Raw genomic sequence first — 23,655 nt, 5'->3', positions numbered from 1 at the left:
TTTTAAAAATTATGAAACGTATTCTTTTAGCAGAAGATGATTTAGATTTTGGAAATATTTTAAAACAGTATTTAGAAATTTCGGGTTACAATATAACTTGGGCAAAAGATGGAAAAGAAGCTCTAGAATTATTTAAAAATGGAAGTTATAACATTTGTGTTTTTGACGTAATGATGCCAAAAATGGATGGTTTTACTTTGGCTGAAAAAGTAATTGATATTAACCCCGAAATACCTTTTATTTTTTTAACGGCACGCAAACTTAAAGAAGATAAAATAAAAGGGTTAAAGCTAGGTGCAGATGACTACATTGTTAAGCCTTTTGAAGCAGATGAACTTGTACTTAGATTAAACAATATTTTAAAGCGCACAGAGAAAGTAACAACTCAAACAACTCAAGAAGCTATTATAAATATTGGCAACTACACTTTCGATACCAATCGCTTAGAGCTTGTATGTAAAGATTATAATAAGCAACTTACACAAAAGGAAGCCGAGTTAATTCTATTTCTTTTTAAACATAAAAACCAGCTTTTAAAACGTGAAGATATTCTTAAAGCTGTATGGGAAAACGATGATTTCTTCTCTGGTAGAAGTATGGATGTCTTTATTAGCAGACTTCGTAAATACTTTAAACATGATACTTCAATTACTATTGAAAGTATTAGAAATGTAGGCTTAGAATTCAAAGTAAGTTAATACGTTTTTCTTTATTGGTTAATGCTAGGTTAACGATCTCCATATTCTTTTTTTCACCAAATCTGTCCGCTACATTTGTATCATTCAATCATTAAAACATACAATTATGAATTTTACAAAATCAAAAGAAAGACAACAAATCATTAGAATTATTAATGTAAAAAAAGGAGTAAGTTTAGCAATTTTATTTGCTTTTATTTCAACATTATCATTAAATGCACAATCTACTCCAGAGCCACCAACACCACCTTCAACTTCTACAGGCGTTTCTTATTCAATTTCAGTTGACAATGATGATAACAGAACATCCAACAGCTCTGTTTCTGTTTCTATTACAGAAGACACATATAAGTTTAGAGCTAGCTTTCATAAAACTAAAAACAAAGGTGTAAAAACAATGTTATTTAAAGCTTTGGGAGAAAAAAACTTAAGTGTTAATGGAAACACTTATTTATGGACAAACAATCAAAATAGTGATGAAATTTTTGAATGCAAACTCACAAATGGTCGTTTACGTATGCATGTAGATTTAAATTATGCTTCTAAAGAATTCTCTAAGAAAATTAATGCCTTAGGGAACGACTTAAAATATTATATCTCTGGTAGAGATCGAAAAAAAGAAGAAGCTAAAAAAACCGAACGTGCTATGCGTGATCTTGAAAGAGCAGAAAAGGAATTAGAACGAGCAAAACGAGATTTGGAACGTGCGAAAAGAAATAATTAAAACAAAATAAGGATGTGTAATATTAAAGTTTCTGCGCATCCTTTTTTATTATTTTACCGTTTCTCTTTTAGATATACTTTTTAATATTGTAGATAAAAACTGAGAAGCATCATATGGTTTAGATAATATCCCATTCATCCCAGATGCTAAAATTTCAGCTCGCATCTCTTCTATTTCTACAGCAGTTAGTGCAATTATTGGAATGTCTTCATTAAATGTTCTAATAACCTTCGTCGCTTCAATACCATTCATTTTAGGCATATTAATATCCATTAATATTAACTGATAATTATTAACTCTAGTCATTTTAACAGCTTCTTCCCCATCGTTTGCTACACTAGATTTTATATCATTTCGCTCTAACATTCTTTGCGTAACTTTTTGGTTAATCTTATTATCATCTACTACTAAAACATGGACTTCATTATATTTTAATTTAATTTCATCTAAAGATAAATTTGATACAGAAGAAGTTTCTACAACGTTTTTATTTTCTAATAAATCTAAAGTAAAACTAAATTCTGATCCTTTTCCTAATTCACTTTTTAAATGAATATCACTATTATGTAATTTCAATAATTTCCTTACAATAGGCAATCCTAATCCAGTGCCTTTGTGGCTATAATTATGATTTTCTACTTGCGAAAATTCTTCAAATATTGTGTCTTGTTTTTCTTTTGGTATACCAATACCATCATCTTTAATAACAAATAAAATGCGGTGTAAGTCTTCATTTATTGAACCTTGAGAAGTGATATCTAGCCAAATATTACCATTCTCATTAAACTTAGTGGCATTACCTATTATATTCATAAGTATTTGAGATATACGAACAGTACTACCAATCAAATTATTTGGTATTTTATCATCAATACTAACGTAAAGTCTATTTTTATTTTGCTCTAAACTAAATTCAAAAGAATTTGTAATACTTCTTACTAGGCCATTTAATTCAAATGGAATTTTTTCTAATACAAGATCTTGATAATCCATTTTATTTAACAATAAAACATCGTTAATAAGAGCTAAAAGATAGTCTGCAGAGAACTTAAGTGAATTTAATTCTTTTTGGTGAGATTTTAATTTAATATCTTCTTGTAGTATTGAAGAGATCCCAATAACGCCATACAAAGGCGTTCTTAATTCATGACTTACCGTAGAGAAAAACTGACTTTTTACTTTTGAGAGTTTTTCTGCTTTATTCTTTGCTATAGTTAGTTCTTCATTATTTTTACTAAGCTGTTTTACAAACTTTTTTCGTGAACTAAATAACAAAAAGAACCCTAAAAGAGCTAATAATAAAATTCCGGTTGCAATTATCAAAATAGTTGTTAGCTGTTTGGATTTTTTATTATCATTAGCCGCATACTCTTTATCCTTTATAGCAACTTGTAGGTTTCTTCTATATTCGCTCAATTCAAATTGACCACTAGCGACTTCAATAGCTTCTATTTTTTTAAAAGCATATATTTTTTCGCTATACATTTTTTCCTTTTCAAGACACGAAAAAGCTTTTTTATAGTTTTTCTTTTCAATATATATTTCTTTTAAATACTTATAAACTATGGTTCCAAGGCTATTTATTGAGCTTTTATCAACATCTTCACTAATAGACAGTAGTTCTTTTTCTGCAAGATTATAATATTTCTTTTTAAAATAATAAGTAGCAAGTAAAAAGTTAGTACGAAGTTTACTCATTTTCGAAACTTCAATTTCATCTTCAATTACGTGTGCTTTATTTAAATAGTCGTAAGCTTCATCTAAACTATTATTTTCAAGTAATGCTCTAGTAATATTAATATAAGCAATATGTATTGCCTCTAAGTTATCACTCTCATGATAAATGGAAATACTCTCTTCTAATAATCTAATTCCTTTTTTATATGTATTAGTGTTATAAGATAAAATAGAGCCCAATTTAAGATTACCAGCACCTATAAGCGTATCGTTATTAATCTCTTTAGCTATTTTAATTGCTTTTTGCGCATTAATTCTTGCTTTAGTAGAATCATCTAGTTTACTATATACATTTGCTAATAAATCATATCCATAATATTTTGGATAGCTTATTCTATATTCATCACTCTTCTCAATAAGTTTTGCACTTAGAGTAATAGCTTCTTTAAAGTTATATGTACCGTATATTTCTTTAGACCTAACAATTAATGAGTCTAGGTAAGACTTTTGAGCGGGAGTATTAACCTGCGCATTAATATAATAGGTAGGGAAAATTAAAAATAGGATTAAAAATCTTATTTTTTTCATAGCATCATTTACAATTTGGGACCGTAAAAGTATATTTTTTTATGCTAAAAATATACTTTTTCACGTTTTTTATTAACCTAAAGTATTATTAAACAATTTGTTAAGCACAAATACCTTGCCTTTTTTAATTTATTTGTTTTTTAAATCAATAAAGAAATATAGTTATAATAATTTATATAAATTAGCCTCAAAATACTATAATTAATGGCTTTACTACTATTCTACGGAATCATCTCAATATTTTTCTCTTTTCTTTGCTCTATTCTAGAGGCTGTTTTACTAAGTGTAACACCAACATTTATTAATGTAAAAAAGAAAGAAGGTAAAACTTTTGCAAATAATTTAGAAGCTTTAAAAAAAGATGTCGACCGTCCACTTATTGCAATATTAACCTTAAATACAATTGCACATACTGTTGGCGCTATTTTAGTTGGTGTTCAAGCAAAAGTAGCTTATGCAGAAATGTATGGTACAGAAACTAAAACTATTTTAGGAATAGAATTTTCTGAAGACATTATGGTTGGTGTTGTCTCATCAATTATGACTATTTTAATTTTAGTTGCATCCGAAATTATACCAAAAACAATTGGAGCAACATATTGGAAAGGGTTAGCTAATTTTACTACAAAAGCACTTAACGTTTTAATTTTTCCATTAAAATGGACAGGTATTCTTTGGTTATTACAATTAACAACAAAATTAATTGGAGGGAAAGGACATCATGGAAGTGTATTAAGTCGAGAAGATTTTCATGTAATGGCAGATATGGCTCATGAAGAAGGCGTTTTTCAAGAAAGTGAAAGTAAGGTTATAAAAAACCTATTAACCTTTAAAGACGTTATGGCAAAAAGTATCATGACGCCAAGAACGGTTATGAAAGCTGAAAACGAATCAACAACAGTTGAAGATTTTTTTAATAAGAACCTAAACCTTCGTTTTTCAAGAATTCCTGTATATTCTAATACGGAGGACAATATAAAAGGCCTTGTCTTAAAAGATGAAATTTTTAAAGAAATGGCATTAGGAAATGGTTCTAAAAAATTATCAGAGCTAAAAAGAGATATCATTATTATTAATAGAGATATGGCTATTCCTAAATTGTTTGAGCAACTTGTAGAAACAAGAAATCATATGGCTTTAGTAGTTGATGAGTATGGTACTGTTAGTGGTTTAGTAACTATGGAAGATGTTATTGAAACATTACTTGGGCTTGAAATTATGGATGAAAGCGATAATGTTAGCGATTTACAACATCAAGCAAGAAAAAACTGGGAAGCTCGTGCCAAAAAACTAGGCATAATAGATGACGAAAAACCTGAATAATGGAAGACATTTGCTTTATTAATTCTCCTTTAGGTATTACCAAAATTGTAGGTAATGAGAATGGTATTGCATCTGTTTCAGTTCTAAATTCAAACGAAAAAACATCAGAAGTTATTCCAGAAACTCTGGAAGATTGTGTGCTTCAACTTAATGAGTATTTTGATGGAAAACGTAAACAATTCAGTTTAAAATTAAACCCTAAAGGGACACGCTTTCAAGAACGTGTGTGGGATGCTTTACTAAACATTCCATATGGCAAAACAACTTCATATTTAGAACTTTCAAAACAGTTAGGTGATGTAAAAGCCATTCGCGCTGTCGCAAATGCAAATGGCAAAAACCCGCTTTGGATTATTGTGCCATGTCATCGAGTAATTGGTAGCAATGGAAGCCTTACAGGCTACGCAGGCGGATTATATAGAAAACAATGGCTATTAGAGCACGAAAGCCCATACAAACAACAATCTTTATTCTAAATGTATAGAATACTTGCTAATTTTTTTAAACGGTTTTTTAAAACCGCTACTATCTACAAATACGGTTTTAATTGGTCACCAATGTATAGACGTTCAACCGCTAGACTTATTGATGTAAGTGATGATTTACATGTTGTAAAAATTAGATTAAAACTTAGTTGGAAAAACAGAAACTATGCGGGTTCTATATTTGGCGGTAGCATGTTATCTGCTACAGATCCTATTTACATGATACAACTTATTCAAATTTTAGGTGATGATTATGTTGTTTGGGACAAGACTGTTAATGTAAAATATAAACGGCCAGCTAAAGAAACTATTTATGCCGAATTTATATTTTCTAAGGAAGAAATAGATACTATTAAAAAGCAAATAGATATTAAAAACGAAATAGATATCACAAAAAATACGGCACTTGTAAATGCTGAAAACATTATTATTGCTGAAGTAGAAAAAACCATTTATATCGCTAAAAAATCATTTTATAAAGACAAACAAAAACTTAGAAAACAACAACAAAATCAACGTTCAACAAAATAATTTAGTATCTTAAAAATCTAATTAAAACGCATCAATGAAATTTCTTAAAAAATTACTTAAAGTACTTGTTGTACTTTTTGGCCTATTAATCGCTATACTTTATATCACTGATACAGATTATTTAATAAAAGCGGTACGTACAATTTACATGCGAGGTTATACGACTGCATTTTTAGACGATTATAAACGTTTTGATAATAGAAACATTGAAATAGGCTCACCTCAACCATGGGCAAACCATAAAAATTACAATTCTGTAAAAGAAACCAATGCATTAACTAAAGCAAATAATGATTATGGAACTGTAGCTTATGTAATAATTAAAAATGATAGCATTTGGTTTGAAAACTATTACGATGGATATAATGCTAATTCAAAATCTAACTCTTTTTCCATGGCAAAAAGCTACGTTTCTGGCTTAATGGGAAAAGCGATTATGGAAGGTTATATTAAAAGTTTAGAGCAACCCGTTTGTGATTTTTTACCAGCTTTTTGCGAAGGTAAAGCGGCAAAAATGACTGTAGGCGATTTATCTTCTATGAGTTCTGGAACTAACTGGGATGAAGCTTATTATTCCCCTTTATCAATAACAACACGTGCCTATTTTGATGATGATCTAGCCAAGGTAATGAATGGCTTAAAAGTAGTAACAGAACCTGGAAAAGCATTTAAATACGCTAGTGGTGATACACAAATGCTAGCTATGGTTATTGAAAAAGCTACTGGTAAAAAATTGTATGATTATTTTGAAGATAGTTTCTGGAAACCTCTAGGAAGTGAAAACCAAACACTTTGGCAAGTAGATAGTGATAATCACGATTTAGTAAAAGGTTATTGCTGTATTGCAAGTAACGCAAAAGACTTTGCTCGTTTTGGAAAATTATACAAAAATCATGGCAAATGGAATGGTAAACAAATTTTAGATTCTGCATTTGTTGCCAAATCACTAACTCCTAAATTCGACCCTGTTTACGGCTATGGTTGGTGGTTAAAAAAACATAATGGGAAAAATTTTAAAATGATGCGTGGTCACTTAGGACAATATGTTATTGTTCAACCAGAAGACAATGTTATTATTGTACGCCTTGGGCACCAAAAATCTCCAGATGCTGGCACTGGAGCTTATACTAATGACATTTCTATTTATATCGATGAAGCATATAAGATGTTAGCAAATGATAAGTAAACTCAACCTAGAAAACATATTATTCCTTGATATTGAAACTGTACCAGAAACACAATATTTTAATGAATTAGATAAAACCAAACAAGAGCTTTGGGAGGCAAAATCTCGTTATCAAAGAAAAGAAGAGTTTTCGGCTGAAGAGTTTTATGATCGCGCAGGTATATGGGCAGAGTTTGGAAAGATTATTTGTATATCTGTTGGGTATTTTACAATGCAAGGAGATACAAGACTGTTTCGTACCACATCTTTTTATGGTGAAGAACGAAAACTACTAGTAGAGTTTAAAAATTTATTAATTTCACATTTTAGCCAAACTAAACATTTATTGTGCGCTCATAATGGTAAAGAATTCGACTTCCCTTATATAGCTAGGCGCATGATAATAAACAATATTGAATTACCATATAAGCTTAATCTTATCGGAAAAAAACCTTGGGAAGTTCCACACTTAGATACTTTAGAGCTTTGGAAGTTTGGTGATTATAAAACCTATACATCTCTAAAACTAATGACTAATGTCTTGGGTATTCCCTCTCCTAAAGATGATATAGATGGTAGTGAAGTATATAGAGTCTATTATGAAGAAAATAATATTGATCGTATTATAATTTATTGTGAAAAAGACACAATTGCAGTAGCACAAATATTCTTAAGATTCCGAGGAGATCGTCTTTTAGAAGATGATGAAATTATTCATGTTTAAACTTAATCCTTAAAAGCATAAAAAAAGACCATCTAAAACTAATACTAGCCTTAAACGGTCCTTTTCATGTTAATCAATCAAATTAATGACCAATCCCTTAAAAATTTTACATACAATTAGCAAACTCAGCTTCAAATTCGGCATCATTATTTACAGTAACTTGAGTTCCATCTTCGTACTCTAAGTTTAATGGATACGTTACAGTAAATAAGTCATTTTCATTAATGTTTTCAAAGAAAGCAGCAAATTCATCATCATTATTTATTGTAGTTACTACACCTGAATCTGATATTAAATTAATAGGATAAACAATTATAAAACAGTTTGGCTCACAGTTATCACAAGTATCAATATCATAACAATCGTTATATAAAGCATCAAACTCATCATCACTATTAATAGTTGCTACTGTACCATCATTTAAAGTAACAGTTATTGGGTAAGCAAAACCAACACCATTAACCGTTATTAACTCATCCATATTATTAATAGTAACAGTTTGCCCATCTACAGTCTCAACTTGTAAAGGAAAATTAAATTCAAAACAACCGTTACCAGTTGGATTTCCATTATCTGGATTTCCATTATCTGGGTATTGGTCTTCAATACATGATAAAATTGCATCCTGAACTTCCATTGCATTATTGAAAGTTACCATCTCTCCATCTACAGTTGCGTTTAATGGATATACATAATCAAAATTACCTGAAGGACCATTTGGATTCATTGTAGACAGATAAGTATATAACTCTTCTTCATTATTAATTACTGTTACAGTTATACCTCCATCACTTGTAACAGAAAGAGGATAAGCTAATTCAAAGCAATCGTCATTGTTATTAAAAAAGTCACTGTCTTGATTAGTTGTAGAAGCTGTTTCTGTAAAGTTTGAAAGGCTTGTTTTTAAACTTGGAGAAATAGCTGCAGTTTGTTGCTGCTCATCGATAACAACTTCTTCATCATCACATGAAAAAAAGCCGAAAATCATTAAGATTACTAAAGAAAATTTTAAAACGTTTTTCATAATTTTTTGTTTTTTGTAATTTTTACTTGGTTTACAAATTACAGACAACCCATATTTATAAAACCCTATGCTTTTCTGAAAATAAATTTATTTTTAAATATAAACATTTGATAATCAGGTATTTAAATTATTTGTTTTTTTATATTAATTTTGAAATGAATTTGACACAAGCATCAACTTAATGAAAGAAAAGGAAAAATCTGTATGTAAAACAGAACATTTTCAAACACTATTCAATCTTCATTTAAAGGTTATTAGAAACTATATTTATTATAAATGTGGAGATACTAATCTATCTGAAGATATAGCACAGGAAGCTTTTATTAAATTATGGAATAATTGTAATAAAGTAACATTCGACACTGCTTTATTCTTTTTAAAACGAGTATCAAACAATGCCTTACTTAATGTTTACAAACATAAAAAAGTAGTTTTGAACTTTAAGAAAAATGCAATTGAAAGAAGTAATAACGAAAGTCCTCAATTTATACTTGAAGAAAAAGAATTTGCGGCTAAAGTAAAACTAGCTATAGAAAGTTTACCAGAAAAAGAAAGAGAAGTATTTTTATTGAATAGAATTGATAAAAAAAAGTATGCAGAAATAGCCACTCTTTTAGAAATATCAATTAAAACAGTAGAAAAACGAATGCATAATGCTCTAGTCGTACTAAGAAAAGAAATAGGAAATGTTTAATTTAAACCATAGGGTTTTATAAACATGTGTTGTTTATATAATGAAGCGCTTAAATAAAATGAAAAAAAATGACGATACATTTTTAGCAAGATGGCTAAATGGAGATTTAACTCCTGAGGAAGAAAATGCGTTTAAAAATTCTAAAGAATATATTGAATATCAAAAAATAATTGATGTTTCTAATACTCTTGAAGCTCCAGACTTTGATGCTAATCTTTTAATTTCTAAAATTAAAAAAGAAACGATAGATAAACCTAAGGTGAGAAAATTAAACCTTCCAAGAATAATTTCTATAGCTGCTTCTATAATTGTTTTATTAGGTGTTTTCTTTTATCAAAATGCTCAAAACCCTGTATATAATACTAGTTATGGCGAACAACTGTCTGTTATTTTGCCAGATGGTTCTAAAGTTGTTTTAAATGCAAACTCTTCTTTAACATTTAATAAAACATCATGGAAAAAAAACAGAAACTTAAATTTAGAAGGAGAAGCTTATTTCTCTGTTAAGGAAGGTTCTGTTTTTAAAATCGAAACTAAAGAAGGTCGTGTAGAAGTTCTTGGGACTGAGTTTAACGTTAATAGCAGTTTTAATTATTTTGAAGTAATGTGCTATTCTGGAAAAGTTAATGTAATTAATAAGTATAATACAGAAACGACATTAACAAAAGGAAATGCTAGTCGAACCGCTATAAAAACAGAAGAGAAATGGAATTTTAATCCTGAAGATCTTTTTTGGAAAAAAGGAATGAGTTCTTTTTATAAGGCTCCTTTTTCTAGAGTAATTTTAGCTTTAGAAAATCAATTTAATATTAAAATACAAAACAGTAATAACTTCAAACAAGAACGCTTTACAGGAAGCTTTTCTAATAAAGATTATGAGAATGCATTAAAAACAGTTTTTACTGCAATGGGTATCAAGTATACCATAAATAATGATATCGTTCTTATTAAGAATTAATAATAAATGAGGAGATTATATGTAGTTATTATCTTAATTTTCTTTTACAATACTCTATGCTCTCAAGAGAACAACAATACTGAAAAGCAAAATACTCCCTTAGATGTTTTTTTATTAAAATTAGAAAAACAGTTTGATATTGTTATTTCCTATAATTCAAAAATTGCTGAAAAAAAATCTGTTAACATAAAAATATCATCATTAAAACTTGATGACATTTTAGCTCTAATTGAGGAACAAACACAAACCATATTTACTAAAATTAATAATCGAAATCTTGTTTTAAGAGCTGCAAAAAAACATATCCCTATAAGAGACAAAGTTTTAAATTTAAACTCAATTACTTTAAACAGTTATTTCACTTCAGGTTTTTATAAACAAAAAGATGGCTCTATACTCGCTATTCCTGATAAAATGCAATTGCTTCCAGGGTTTAGCGAACCAGATGTCATGCAAAGCTTACAGCTTATTCCAGGTATTCAAAGCCCAGATGAAACAGCAACAGGAATAAATATAAGAGGCGGTACACCTGATCAAAATTTAATACTATGGGATGGTATAAAAATGTACCAATACGATCACTTTTTTGGTTCTTTTTCTTCTTTTAATCCAAATAGTATTCAGGATGTTAAACTATATAAAAACGCTTCATTAGCAAGATATGGTAACCATCTATCTGGAGTTATCGATATACATTCCAATTATAAAATACCAAATAAAGTTAAAGCCGGTATTGGCTCTAATTTAATTTATTCTGATGCTTACTTAAAAGCCCCAATAGCAAAACATTCTGCTTTGTTTATAACAGCCAGACGCTCATTTACTGAAGTTTTTAGAACTATCACTTTTGAAAAGTTTTCCGAACAAGTATTTCAAAACACTAAAATAACAGACAATAATCAAATCTTTAGTGATGTCTTATCTAAAACAAATACCGATTATTATTTTAATGATTACACAGCAAAGTTTATTACAAAATTAAGCCCTAGTAGCACACTTAACATTAGTGGTATTTATTTTAAAAATAAATTAGATTTCTTGTCTCAATTTGAAGAAATAAATCAACAAACTGAAGACAATTTAGATATAACAAATATTGGCATTACCTCTAATTGGGAAAAACAATGGAATTCAAAATTCAACTCTAAACTACAAATTAATTATACCGATTATAATTATGATTACGAAGGCGACGAGCTCCTTTCTAATTTATTTAAGTATAAAGCAATTAAAAAGAATGATATAAAAGAATTATCCTTAAATGTTTTTACAAAATATAAAATCAATAAAAACACATCTTTAGTAAATGGTTATAATTTAACAAATAATAACTTAAGCTATAAACTAATTGACCAATCTAAAGTTATTTTTGATAGTGATATACTTGTAGAGTCTCAAAACTCAAAAAGTAATATTCATTCTTTATTTAATGAATATAGTTATAGTAACGAAAAATGGCATGTAAATGCAGGTATTAAAACAGATTACTATGATAATACTTCTAAATTATATTTTCAGCCAACAATAAGCCTAACAAGGCTAATAAATCGAAATATAAAGTTGAACCTTTCAATTGAAAAACAATATCAATATATAAGTCAAATAATCGAGTTTGAAACAAGAAAATTTGGATTAGAAAATCAAGTATGGACCATAGCAGATAATAATGAAATTCCTGTTATTGAGAGTAAGCAGTTTAGCTTTGGAATTAATTTCAAAAAAAATAATTGGAACATAGACATAGAACCTTATTATAAAAAAATTAAAAATATTACATCAGTAACTAAAGGGTTTAATAGAGAAATAAATACATTTTCAATAGGAAAAAGTGAAGTTAAAGGTATAGACATGCTTATTAAAAAGCGCATAAAGAATTTTACTAGTTTAATTAGTTATTCTTTAACTAAAAATGACTTTACATTTAATAATTTAAATAACAACATGCCTTTTGCTGGAAATTTTGATATTAGACACTATCTAACACTAATACAATCATTCAAATTAAGAAACATAGAATTCTCTTTGGGTTGGAAATACAAATCGCCTAGACCATATACTCCGGCTAATGGCTTAACTGGCAATAATGCTAATACTATTGCTATAGATTATGACGCAATTAATAGTAAATATTTAAATGATTACCATAGATTAGATTTTTCTACAAAATATAAAGTTGCTCCTTTTAAAAATAAAAATATAAAAGCAACTATAGGTTTCTCCTTATTGAACATTTATAATCGAAAAAGCATATTAAATAGAACATACAGAATTATCTTGAACACAGATAATGCAACTTATCAATTAAGAGAAATTAATAAATTTTCTTTAGGCAGAATACCTAATTTAACATTAAGATTAGACTTTTAACAGCCCTCTAAACAAAAAACCCCAGCAAAATTGCTGGAGTTTTTAATCATAATTGAATGGTTAGTGTCAATTACTAATTCTATTTTTTAATAAACCTCTTATTTAATACTTTACCTTCTATTTCTATTTCTAAAATATAAACTCCAGCATCTAGGTTTGAAACATTTACCTTTTCTATAAATGCACCTTTACGCACTATTTGTCCAAGTGCATTATATATTATAAGTTTTTGCGCTTTTCCTCCTGCAACTCGAACATTAAGTTCTCCGCTAGTAACTGGATTAGGAAAAATTGAGAACTCAAAATTAGCTGTATCATTTATACTACCATTAGTATCTGCTAAACCAAAGCCATTTATGTTAGATGTTACATTTACAATATAATCTTCCACTTCTCCAAAGTTGAAGCTTTCGCAAGCAGTTTGCGCTGCATTATATTTCAAAGACACTCGCATTCTTGTTGGACCTTGCGATGCTCCAGAAGGAACTGTAATTGTTCCGTTAATAGAAGTTGCCTGTGTAGGAGCTTGCGTAAATGCTGTTTCTCCAGCATCTGCGAAATCGCCATCTCTATTCCAATCTATAAATACAGCATATGCTTCACTATAAACAGTACCTGTCCATGTAGGAGTAATTGTAATAGAAGTACTTCCGCTTAAATCAGTAGAAAGGTTTGTGAAATCTTGATAACCTCCAGCACCAGCGCCAGAAGCATTATTAATACTTCCTATTTGCACTCTACTAATAAATTCTTCACTATTGTTTTGTCCGTTAGACGAACAATAACCTGTTGGTGGATTAGGGTTTCCAACTCCTCCAGATACAAGGCGTGTATTATCAATAGCAACATCGGATTGCCAAGTACCTCCGGTAATACGATTAAATCGTAATTGTATTGCTCCTCCTAAGTAAGCAGCAAGGTCAATAGTAACTGTATTCCATTGATTACCTTGGTTACCAGTTTGATTCCATATACTAGTCCAAGTAGTGCCACTATCTGTACTTACTTCTAAATCTACTCGGCCGCCATCTGTAGATCCAAACATATGATAATCAAAGACAAAAGACACATCCGTTTCACCAGCTAAATCAAAACAAGGAGAGTTTATAATTGCACGTTTATTAGGAAATCCTGTTCCATTACCTGAAGCTTCCACATATAAATAGAATGACCCATTAGACCCAGTAGATGGTCCTGTATTATTAGAAGGCGTTCCTCCAGAATCACGAGTCCAATTAATATCATCTCCGCCACTTTGCGACCAAAGTCCAAGACTAGCCTCAAAACTTTCTGTATATGGAGCATTTTGTCCATTTACACATCCTCCATTTGGTGGTGTAGTATCTGTAGTCGCAGAAGCTGTATTACTTTCTGCTGAAATATTACCGGCAGCATCAGTAGCACTTACTGTATATTGATATGTTGTTCCCTCGGCAAGACCAGTATCTTGATATGTTGTACTTGTTACAGTTCCTATATTTGTTGCGTCTCTAAAAACATTGTATCCAGTTACTCCTACATTATCGGTTGAAGCATTCCAGGATAGACTCACTGTATTAGTTGTTACAGCTGTTACCGCAAGGTTTGTTGGTGTACTTGGAGCTTGAGTGTCTGCTGTTGTTGCTCCTTCAATTCCAAAGGCATCAATAGCTATATCTCCTTGCCATGAAGTATTTGTTGTACCTCTAAAACGCAATTGAATAGTATTATTCGTATAAGCAGCTAAATCTATATTCGCTTCTATCCATGCAGCTCCTTGATCACCAGATTGAGACCATATTTCTGTCCATGTATTTTCACCATCTAATCTTACCTCAAGTCTAATGGTACCAACTGAGTTTCCTGTCATCTGATAATGGAAATTAGCCGTTGGTGAATTAACACTTGTAAGATTAAAACACGGTGAATTTAATATCGTACTTTTCCCTCCAAAATTTGGATCTGAAGCTTCTACATATATGTAATGTGTTCCTTCAAAAGCAGCTGCTGGACCAGTACTATTAGATGGTGTTCCTCCAGTATTAAGTGTCCAATCAAAATCGTCTCCAGCTCCTTGAGACCATGCGCCTAATGTATTTTCAAATCCTTCACTATAAGGAAAGTTATCCAAAGTAGAATTACAACTAGCTGGTGGTGGTGGAGCAGAGCAACCGCTAGTAAACGAAGTCGTTTGATCTGAGTTAGTATTTGTTCCTCCATTAGTATTTTCTACAGCATCTACACCAACACCTCTTCTTGCAAAAGCATCCCAAATTAAACAGTTATATTGACCTCCATAAAGATCTTGATCTGCTTGAAGAATTCCATCACGTCCAGAAACGAATCCTGGATTATTTGCTGTATTCTTAAGACCTTCTATAACAAGAGCCATCGCAATATTATTACCTCCAGTACCTGTATATTGGTTACTATCGTAGCCTTCTAAATCAATAAGATCCCAAGTCATATCCCAAAGTATAGTTGCAAACCCATAACCTACACCATGTGGAACAGACAGTCCTGAAATATCACCGTAATCGGTTCCATTTACAGCTAAATCAGTAGAATATCTTGTTGGACGAATTCCAGCTCCAGTTGTTGGTTGACCTATTGCATAGGTGCCAACTCCACGGGCAGTGTTTCGGTCATCTCCTGGACGTATTGTCATAACAAGTCCAAACCAATCAGACCATCCTTCTCCCATTTGTTCAGAGCCACCAAGAGCATTAGTTCCTGGACCACCTACAAGTCTTGTTGAAATTCCATGACCATATTCATGAGCAATAATTACATTATCTAAATCACCATCTCTTGTTGGATTAGTAAATAAGAACATTTGCATTCTAGGATTACTTCCATCTGGAGGTGTACCAAAATTTGCATTATTAGTACCACTTCCATCTTGCGCATCTGCATTTACAGAGTCACTTCCTATTCCTCCTTTTCCATAATTGTTCTCCTGGAAATTACCAGAAGCTTCATTAAACCCATACTCATACCATACATCATGCATAATATTGTTCCAATAAAATAAGTTTGTAGTAGCAGCAGGTAAAAATGTTGAAGGATTATTATTTAAATTTAATGCAAAATCGAAATTTAAACTAGATCCTCCATTTGGAGACGTTCCAGTTCCATTGTTCCCATTTGTATCGTCTTGTGCCCAAACATTATTACCTCTTGTAATTGTATATTCAGCTCCAGATGAGCCATTAGTGTCATGCCATCCAAATGGAGATGCTGTTGCAGTTGCAGGATCACTTACAATTGTACGGTTACCATGACTAGGACTTTCAATACCTAAAGGGTATACATTATATGATCCGCCTCCAACAAAAGCTTCATTTACTTTTTTAGCTTCATATAAAACGGGTCCCATTTCTTCTTCTACATGTAACGTTTTGTTGTCATGTTTATGATTTTCATGATTTGAATCATCGAAATTACAAGAGATTACCCAATCTTCAGTATAGAGTGTTTTACCTGTATTCGCATCTATATTTATGTTCCACCAATGTTGTCCATCTTTTTGATATAGACTAACATTCCAAACCAATCTTAATTTACCATTATACATTTGATATAATTGTTTAACTTTAATTGGCTCTTCACTTATTCCTGAATTTTTATACTCATACACTCCGTTTTTAGTTTTAGTCCTTTTTAGTATAGGATTCATCAAACGGTGTTTATTAACTATTTTTAATACAGCATTCTCTGGAGTGATTGAAGGGATCGCAGCATTAGCTTTTGATGCTATATCTGTAACAAACTGGTTAATATTCCATGTTACTTGATTATTCTTAACGGTTAACTTATAACTAGCAAATTGAATTGGAATATTATTATGATATTGTTGAACATAAACATGTTGAATTTCTGGGTTCAATGAGGGGACAATATCTGTAATTTTCCATTCAGACAAATCTGCTGCTTTAGATTCTGACGCTTCAGAGATACTATTAAAGTAGTTCTGGACGACACCATTCATTTGTTTTTGGGAAAATGACGTTTGTACTGCAAAAACTAGCAGTAAAAACAATTTAAAACTGTTTTTCATAATGATAATTTAATGGATTAATTAATTGTTTGAATAATTCTTAATTAAATTATTAAAACCATATTAAACCCGAATATTTATTCGGTTCTTTTCGACGAATAACATTAAGTAGAATTTTATTCTATAAAATTTACGGTTAAACCCGTAACTGCTAAGGCATTAAAACAAAAAAAAGCCTCAACAAATATGTTGAGGCTTTTTAAAATAATTTTGTTGTCTAAAGGATATCTTTTATTGCTTGATAAACTTTCTTGTTTCTAATTTATCATTGACATTAAATTGTATCATATACATTCCAGCTTGAAGATTACTAACATCTACACCGTTAGTAGATGTACCTCTTGCTACTTGCTGACCTAACATGTTTACAACAGTAAACGATAAGTTTTCAACACTAGACTTTACAAATAATGTGTTTCCTTTTACTGGATTAGGGTATACTTTTATATCCACACCTAAATGCTCTACAAATCCTTCATCTGTTCTTGCTGTACCACAAGCTCCTAAATTAGTCCAACCAGAAGCAGTTCTTTGATATAAAGTTCCTTGATAAGTCACTTTTTCTCCTACAGAATAAGATTGACCACTAACATAAGCTTGAACACCTGCACATTTATCTGCAGAAGTAGCTCCATTTGCTAATGAAATAGCATCAACAGCCATATCTCCTTGCCATGTAGTACCTGTCGTTCCATCAAATCTTAACTGAACTGTATCTCCTTCATATGAAGATAAGTCTACACTTGCATCTTGCCATGAGTTTCCTTGGTTACCAGCTTTACTCCATACTGTAGTCCACGAAGATCCGTTATTTGTGCTTATTGCTAATTTTAAGTTACCCATTGTTGAAGCTCCATACATATGATATTTGAAACTAAATGTTGCTTGGTTTTGACCTGTTAAGTTAAAACAAGGTGACACTAAAATTGCTCTATCATTAGAGTTGTTTGGAGATGAAGATTCCATATATACATATTGAGATCCTTGAGATGCACTAGATGGTCCTGTGTTACTTGAAGCAGTTGTACCAGAATTTCTTGTCCAGTTAAAGTCATCTCCACTACCTTGAGTCCAAGCTCCAAAACTAGATTCGAAACCTTCACTATAAGGGAATGATGTGATACCTCCTGTACATCCACCTGCTGGAGGGTTTGTAGTACCTGTTTCAATATTTACAGTGTAATCTTCCACTTCTCCATAATCAAATGAGCCACAAGCTGAAGTTGGTGTTGTATTATATCTCATTACTACACGCATTCTTGTTTCTCCATTAGTTGCACTAGCTGGGACTGTAAATGTTCCAACTACTGGTGTTGTTTGAGATGGCGCATTTGTCCATACTGTTTCTCCTGAATCAGTAAAATCTCCATCGTTATTATAATCAATATATACTGCATAACCTTCATTATACTTAGTACCTGTCCAAGTTGGAGTTACTCTAATTGTTGCAGAAGCTCCTTTAGATAAGTCTGTAGATATATTTGTAAAGTTAGAATACCCTGTACTTGTTGTACCTACACCAGAGGCATTATTTATAGTGCCTAATTCTACACGGCTTATATATTCATCATTAGTATTATTTCCATTAGAATCGCAATACTGTGTTCCTGTTTGACATGGAGTACATGAACCACCACAATCTACACCTGTTTCATTTCCATTTTGAATACCATCAGTACATGTTGGCTGTGCTACAGCACCACACTTATCAGATAATGCTAAACTTCTTCTAAAACCTCCAACATCTAAAACCGCACGCATTCTATTTTTTTGACCTGTAGTAAATAAATTCATACACACATCATTAGAATAATCCATATAGTTTTGATACATATCTGTAGATCCACAAGATACTCTTCCTGCAGGACAACCAGCATTTGAAGTTTGATGTGTTGGTGTATCACTTACAAAATCATTACCACAGTTTGAATCTCCCCAAATATGACGTAAGTTTAAAAAGTGCCCCACTTCATGAGTAGTTGTTCTACCACCATCGAAAGGCGCAGATACAGCTCCTGTTCTACCAAAATAGTTATAACCCATTACTACACCATCTGTAGATGCAGCTCCTCCAGGAAATTGTGCGTAACCTAAAATTGTTCCACCTTGAGAATTTAACATTTGTGGTACAACCCACATATTTAAATATTCGCTAGTATCCCATGGGTCAATACCACCAGATGAAGCTCTTTTCATATCGTCTGATGTTCCCCAGTCTCTTCTAGTTGTAGATTTTCTTGTAATTCCCGTAGTAGCATTTCCATTAGGGTCAACAGTTACTAAGCAAAATTCAATTTGAGTATCTGCTGCCTGAGACCATACGTTATCTGCATCTGGGTTAGTACGTCTAAAATCTTCATTTAAAACGTCTAATTGTGATTGAATTTGTGCAACACTAATATTTTCAGTGGCATTTCTATATAATACGTGAACAACAACTGGTAGTGTTATAATGTTTCCTACAATCTTATTCTGAGAATTTTCTAATTGAGCTTCTCTTGATTTTGAAAAAGCTTCAATTTGTGCCATTCGTTGCTCAAGATTTGGGTCTTGCTGCTTTCTGTACTCTAAGTTTTCCATAGACGCACAATTTCTTGCGTCTTGCGCAAAAGTTGTAAACGCAAATAAAAAACTCAACAATGATAATGTAATTGTTTTTTTCATGAGGATAATTTAATGAATTAATTAATTTTTTATTAGATCGGCAGCGAAAGTATTAATTATTTATTTAATACCTAGTTATCCCATGGGCTTTTCGATGAAATACTGTTAAAATTTTAACGTTCGGTTTAAGTTTTATTCTACGATTAAGCTGTTTTATTGAGAAAAACAAAAAGCCCAGACTTTCGTCTGGGCCCAACAATAAAAGCCTAGTTTAAGGGATATTAGATTCTTATCGCTTTATAAATTTTCTTGTTTCTATTTTATTATTGACATTAAATTGTATTATATATAAACCTGCTTCTAAATCACTTACATCTATTGTATTTGTTGAAATACCTCTAGCCACTTGCTGACCTAACGTATTAACAACTGTATAAGGTAAACTTTTATTAGATTTTACATATAATGTATTTCCTTTTACTGGATTTGGATAAATACTTAATTCTATTAATTCATCTCCTCTAGTAGTTAATGCTTCACCAATACTTGAATTTACAATATTTACTGTATAGTCTTCCACTTCACCATAATTGAATGATCCACATGCCGAATTTGGTGTTACATTATATCGCATCACTATACGCATTCTTGTTGCTCCATTAGTCGCTCCTGCTGGTACTGTAAATGAACCGCTAACTGGCGTTGTTCTTGTTCTTGATTGCGTCCAAACCGTTTCTCCTGAATCTGTGAAATCACCATCTTGATTATAATCTATAAATACACCATAACCTTCTCTGTAGATTGTTCCCGTCCATGTTGGAGTTATAGTTATTGTCGTTGATACTCCTTTGGACAAGTTTGTTGATGTTGATGTAAAATCTGAATAACCAGTACTTGTAGTTCCAACTCCCGATGTGTTATCTATAGAGCCTACTTGTACTCGTGAAATATACTCGTCATTTGTATTATTTCCATTAGAAGAACAATATGTTACTGAAACTGGAGCAGTTACCGTTACAGTTCTAGTTACTTCTGTTGCCGCATTTCCTGCTGCATCACTCACATTGTATCTAATTGTATAAACGCCTTCTAATGCCGTATTTACAGATCCTGTTGTAACTATACTTGATGTTAAGTTTCCATCCACATTATCTGTTGCTGTTGCACCTTGATCTGTATAACTAGCACCAACAGTAAGACTTATAGACGCATTTCCTACCAGTGTAATTACAGGTTTTGTGGTATCTGCTACTGTACCACCTATGTTTACTGTGTAATCTTCTACTTCTCCATAATTAAATGAGCCACAAGCAGATGTTGGTGTTACATTATAACGCATTACTACACGCATTCTTGTTGCTCCATCTGCAGCACTTGCTGGAACCGTAAATGTTCCGCTAACTGGTGTGGTTTGAGATGCTGCATTTGTCCAAACCGTTTCTCCTGAATCTGTAAAATCTCCATCTTTATTATAATCTATAAACACGCCATAACCTTCATTATATAAAGTTCCTGTCCAAGTTGGTGTTATTGTTATTGTTGCAGATGCTCCTTTTGATAAGCCTGTTGAAATTGATGTAAAATCCGAATAACCTGTACTCGTTGTACCAACTCCTGATGTATTATTAATAGATCCTAATTCAACTCTACTAATATATTCATCATTAGTATTATTTCCATTCGAACTGCAATAATTCAACTGCACTTCTGTTGTTGTAAAATTAACAGACGCACTATAAGAAGAGTTACTTCCACCAGAACACTTACTTCTTACTTGAGTTTCATATTGAGTAGATGCAGATAATCCAGACACGTTTGAAGAAATACTAGTTACAGCGTTAGTTGTCCATGTTGATGTACCTACAACTCTATAACGCAAATCATAAGTAGCTGCTTGCACAGCAGTCCAACTTAAAGTAGCCGAAGAAGAACCAATATTTGAAGCTGATAATCCAGTAGGTACATTTGCCGTACAAGATACAGGCGCTCCAATAGTAAAGTTAGAGTTTGAAATATCAAAAAAGATATTATTAGATCCTCTAACCATAATTCTATTTTGGTTTCCTGGGTTATTTGGAACTACTATATCATGAGATCCATCATTTGTTACTCCAGAAGCTAATGTTATTGGATAAGTATCTCCACCATCTGTGGATAGGAAAATATCAACGTTTGCAGCATTCACTCCATTTCCTGTTGTTCCGGCTACATTCCATGTTACAGTTTGGGTTGTTCCTCCATTCCATGTTACATTAGTATTAGGAGCATTTACAACAAATGGTCCTGCTGTTCCATTTACCGTTACACGCATATCGTCGCTATTATTATTAGCACCACCAGCTCGATTATCTCTAACAGTTAGTCTAAAATTTAAATTTCTAGCAACATTTGGCACAGCTTCCCATTCCCATGCTGTAGCTCCGGTTTTCACTGTTGATAATCTTGGAAAATATCTTTTATTATCTGTTGTTGGGTTATACGATCTAAACGCTGGTCCTGCAGTTGCAGTTACACTAGGTTTAGATGTTGCAGAATCGTTTTCATCTATTTGTTCCCAGCAATATGTTAATACGTCTTGCGAATTAGCATCAGCACCTGTTCCTTCTAACACAAAAGCTGTTCCTTTTGGAACTGTATAATTCGACCCAGCATTTGCAGTTGGCACTGCATTATTAGTATTTGTGTTTGTTTGACAACTAGTTGTCTTTATATAATTTGTAATTTGTTGGACAGAAATAGCATGAAAATATGGATCACTATTTGGTTGCACATCTGTATTAGCACCTGTAATCCCTGCGTATCCCATAATAGTTGTTCCACTTCCTGGTTCCATTTGTACGTTTCTACCTTCATTTCCTCCATGAGTCCATGTATGATTTCCACCAAATTGATGACCAATTTCATGCGCTACAAAATCAACATCAAAAGGATCTCCTTCTGGAGTATCACGTGATGTCCATCCACTACCTTTACTTCCGTTTACACAAACACAGCCTATACAGCCTGCATTTCCATTATTAGAAGCCCTAGCAAATAAATGCCCTATATCATAATTAGCCTCTCCTATATTATTTGTAAGAGTCGTTTGTAACTGACCGTTAAAACTACCATTAGAATAAGGATCACTATTTCCATTGGTATAAATTACATCATCTGTATTAGCAATTAATACCATTGTAACATTGAAGTCATTTTCAAAAATACCATTAACTCTGGTCATAGTCGTATTAATTGCTGCCAAAGCTTGAGCTTTAGTCCCTCCATGATATGCTGTATACTCTCCAGTTGTAGATACTGCAATTCTATAGGTACGCAAAATACTATCATCTGCGTTCTTAAAAGCTGTATTATTGCCAGATAAAACATTATTTGCTTTTGCTGTTACTTCACATTCAAAATCACTTAAATCAGCTGTTTTATCAGCTCTTTTATATATTGTATATTGAGATAGATCATTAGTATAAGGCTCAATAAAAGACGCTTCTTTATTAGCAGATAAACGCATACTTTGTAGTCCCAATGGAGATACGCTAAAACGGATACGATCTGATGCATTGTCTACTCCCTGTCCGGCATAAGACTTAATACCAGGGTATTTAGCTTCTAATTCTGGATGCATAACTGAAGCCTCCATTATACGATAGCGCTCAAAACTACCATCTGCATTTGGAAAAGATACAATTACATTAGATTCTCCATAAAATTCTCCTCTTTTGGGAGCATTTTCTAATGTTTGTTTTAGATTACTAAGATTTAGTGAATAAATTTGTTTTGTTGGTAAATTTCTTTTGCTTTCTTTAACTTTAGCAAAATTAGCCGGTGATTGTTTTTCCCATAATACTTTATCTTGCGAAAACGCAAAAATAGTACTTAGGAAAAAAGCAAAAAGTAATACTTTTTTCATACGAAAGGGTTTAATGGATTAATAAAATTTTAATAAAATTAATAATAATTAATAGGTTATTTTGTTTAATTCATATTTATCCTGTAGATTTTTCGATGAAATGCCAACAAAATAATAACGTTCGATGTGATTACGGTTTTTGCCGTAATT

Annotated in this window: 15 protein-coding genes; 10 read left to right on the top strand and 5 right to left on the bottom strand. The window is 31.6% G+C overall.

From position 1 onward, the window contains the following. Positions 1–11 precede the first annotated feature (11 nt). Both Q0997_RS01815 and Q0997_RS01810 read left to right on the top strand, forming a co-directional pair. Positions 12–698, top strand: coding sequence for a response regulator transcription factor (locus Q0997_RS01815; protein ID WP_299883853.1), 687 nt, complete (start codon positions 12–14; stop codon positions 696–698). Between the two features lie 106 nt (positions 699–804). Further along, entirely contained in the window at positions 805–1,422 is a 618-nt protein-coding gene (locus Q0997_RS01810) for a hypothetical protein (protein WP_299883851.1), read from the top strand. A 48-nt stretch (positions 1,423–1,470) separates the two neighbouring features. Here Q0997_RS01810 and Q0997_RS01805 read toward each other — a convergent pair whose 3' ends face one another. Further along, a complete protein-coding gene (locus Q0997_RS01805) occupies positions 1,471–3,687 on the bottom strand; it encodes a response regulator (RefSeq protein WP_299883849.1) in 2,217 nt (738 codons plus the stop codon). Positions 3,688–3,891: 204 nt separating this feature from the next. Between Q0997_RS01805 and Q0997_RS01800 the strand changes: the two genes are divergently transcribed. From Q0997_RS01800 to Q0997_RS01780, 5 genes are read left to right on the top strand one after another with little or no spacing between them, the layout of a single operon-like run. Further along, positions 3,892–5,010, top strand: a complete 1,119-nt coding sequence (locus Q0997_RS01800) for a CNNM domain-containing protein (protein WP_299883847.1) — start codon at positions 3,892–3,894, stop codon at positions 5,008–5,010. Further along, positions 5,010–5,486, top strand: coding sequence for a methylated-DNA--[protein]-cysteine S-methyltransferase (locus Q0997_RS01795; protein WP_299883845.1), 477 nt, complete (start codon positions 5,010–5,012; stop codon positions 5,484–5,486). The genes Q0997_RS01800 and Q0997_RS01795 overlap by 1 nt, the downstream gene beginning before the upstream one ends. After that, entirely contained in the window at positions 5,487–6,026 is a 540-nt protein-coding gene (locus tag Q0997_RS01790; protein ID WP_299883843.1) for a DUF4442 domain-containing protein, read from the top strand. It abuts the gene before it with no gap. 34 nt (positions 6,027–6,060) lie between these two features. Continuing rightward, entirely contained in the window at positions 6,061–7,212 is a 1,152-nt protein-coding gene (locus tag Q0997_RS01785; RefSeq protein WP_299883841.1) for a serine hydrolase, read from the top strand. Then, positions 7,202–7,915: a 3'-5' exonuclease gene (locus tag Q0997_RS01780; RefSeq protein ID WP_299883839.1), complete on the top strand. Its 714-nt coding sequence runs from the start codon at positions 7,202–7,204 to the stop codon at positions 7,913–7,915. Before Q0997_RS01785 ends, Q0997_RS01780 begins: the two co-directional genes overlap by 11 nt. A gap of 106 nt (positions 7,916–8,021) precedes the next feature. Here the strand turns inward: Q0997_RS01780 and Q0997_RS01775 are convergent, their stop codons facing one another. Continuing rightward, positions 8,022–8,939 carry a hypothetical protein gene (locus Q0997_RS01775; RefSeq protein WP_299883837.1) on the bottom strand — a complete coding sequence of 306 codons (918 nt, stop codon included), beginning with the start codon at positions 8,937–8,939 and terminating at the stop codon, positions 8,022–8,024. Positions 8,940–9,120: 181 nt separating this feature from the next. Here Q0997_RS01775 and Q0997_RS01770 point away from each other — a divergent pair, with 181 nt between their 5' ends. Genes Q0997_RS01770 through Q0997_RS01760 form a run of 3 tightly spaced genes read left to right on the top strand, consistent with a single transcriptional unit; the run spans position 9,121 to position 12,958 of the window. Continuing rightward, a complete protein-coding gene (locus Q0997_RS01770; protein ID WP_299883835.1) occupies positions 9,121–9,633 on the top strand; it encodes a sigma-70 family RNA polymerase sigma factor in 513 nt (170 codons plus the stop codon). Between the two features lie 58 nt (positions 9,634–9,691). Then, entirely contained in the window at positions 9,692–10,591 is a 900-nt protein-coding gene (locus Q0997_RS01765; RefSeq protein WP_299883833.1) for a FecR family protein, read from the top strand. A 6-nt stretch (positions 10,592–10,597) separates the two neighbouring features. Further along, positions 10,598–12,958, top strand: a complete 2,361-nt coding sequence (locus Q0997_RS01760) for a TonB-dependent siderophore receptor (RefSeq protein WP_299883831.1) — start codon at positions 10,598–10,600, stop codon at positions 12,956–12,958. 79 nt (positions 12,959–13,037) lie between these two features. On the opposite strand, the gene Q0997_RS01755 is transcribed toward Q0997_RS01760, so the two are convergent. The 3 genes from Q0997_RS01755 to Q0997_RS01745 form a co-directional block, all read right to left on the bottom strand. After that, positions 13,038–16,997, bottom strand: coding sequence for a M36 family metallopeptidase (locus Q0997_RS01755; RefSeq protein WP_299883829.1), 3,960 nt, complete (start codon positions 16,995–16,997; stop codon positions 13,038–13,040). Between the two features lie 231 nt (positions 16,998–17,228). Beyond that, positions 17,229–19,661 (bottom strand): GEVED domain-containing protein, encoded by a 2,433-nt coding sequence (locus Q0997_RS01750; protein ID WP_299883827.1) that lies wholly within the window; start codon positions 19,659–19,661, stop codon positions 17,229–17,231. Between the two features lie 229 nt (positions 19,662–19,890). Further along, complete coding sequence (locus Q0997_RS01745) at positions 19,891–23,505, bottom strand: reprolysin-like metallopeptidase (protein WP_299883825.1); 3,615 nt, start codon at positions 23,503–23,505, stop codon at positions 19,891–19,893. Positions 23,506–23,655: the final 150 nt, after the last annotated feature.

It is taken from the genome of uncultured Lacinutrix sp., assembly GCF_947500325.1.
Lineage (GTDB): Bacteria > Bacteroidota > Bacteroidia > Flavobacteriales > Flavobacteriaceae > Lacinutrix.
Note: the sequence above shows the minus strand (reverse complement) of the source record. Positions and strands in the feature narration are given on the sequence as shown.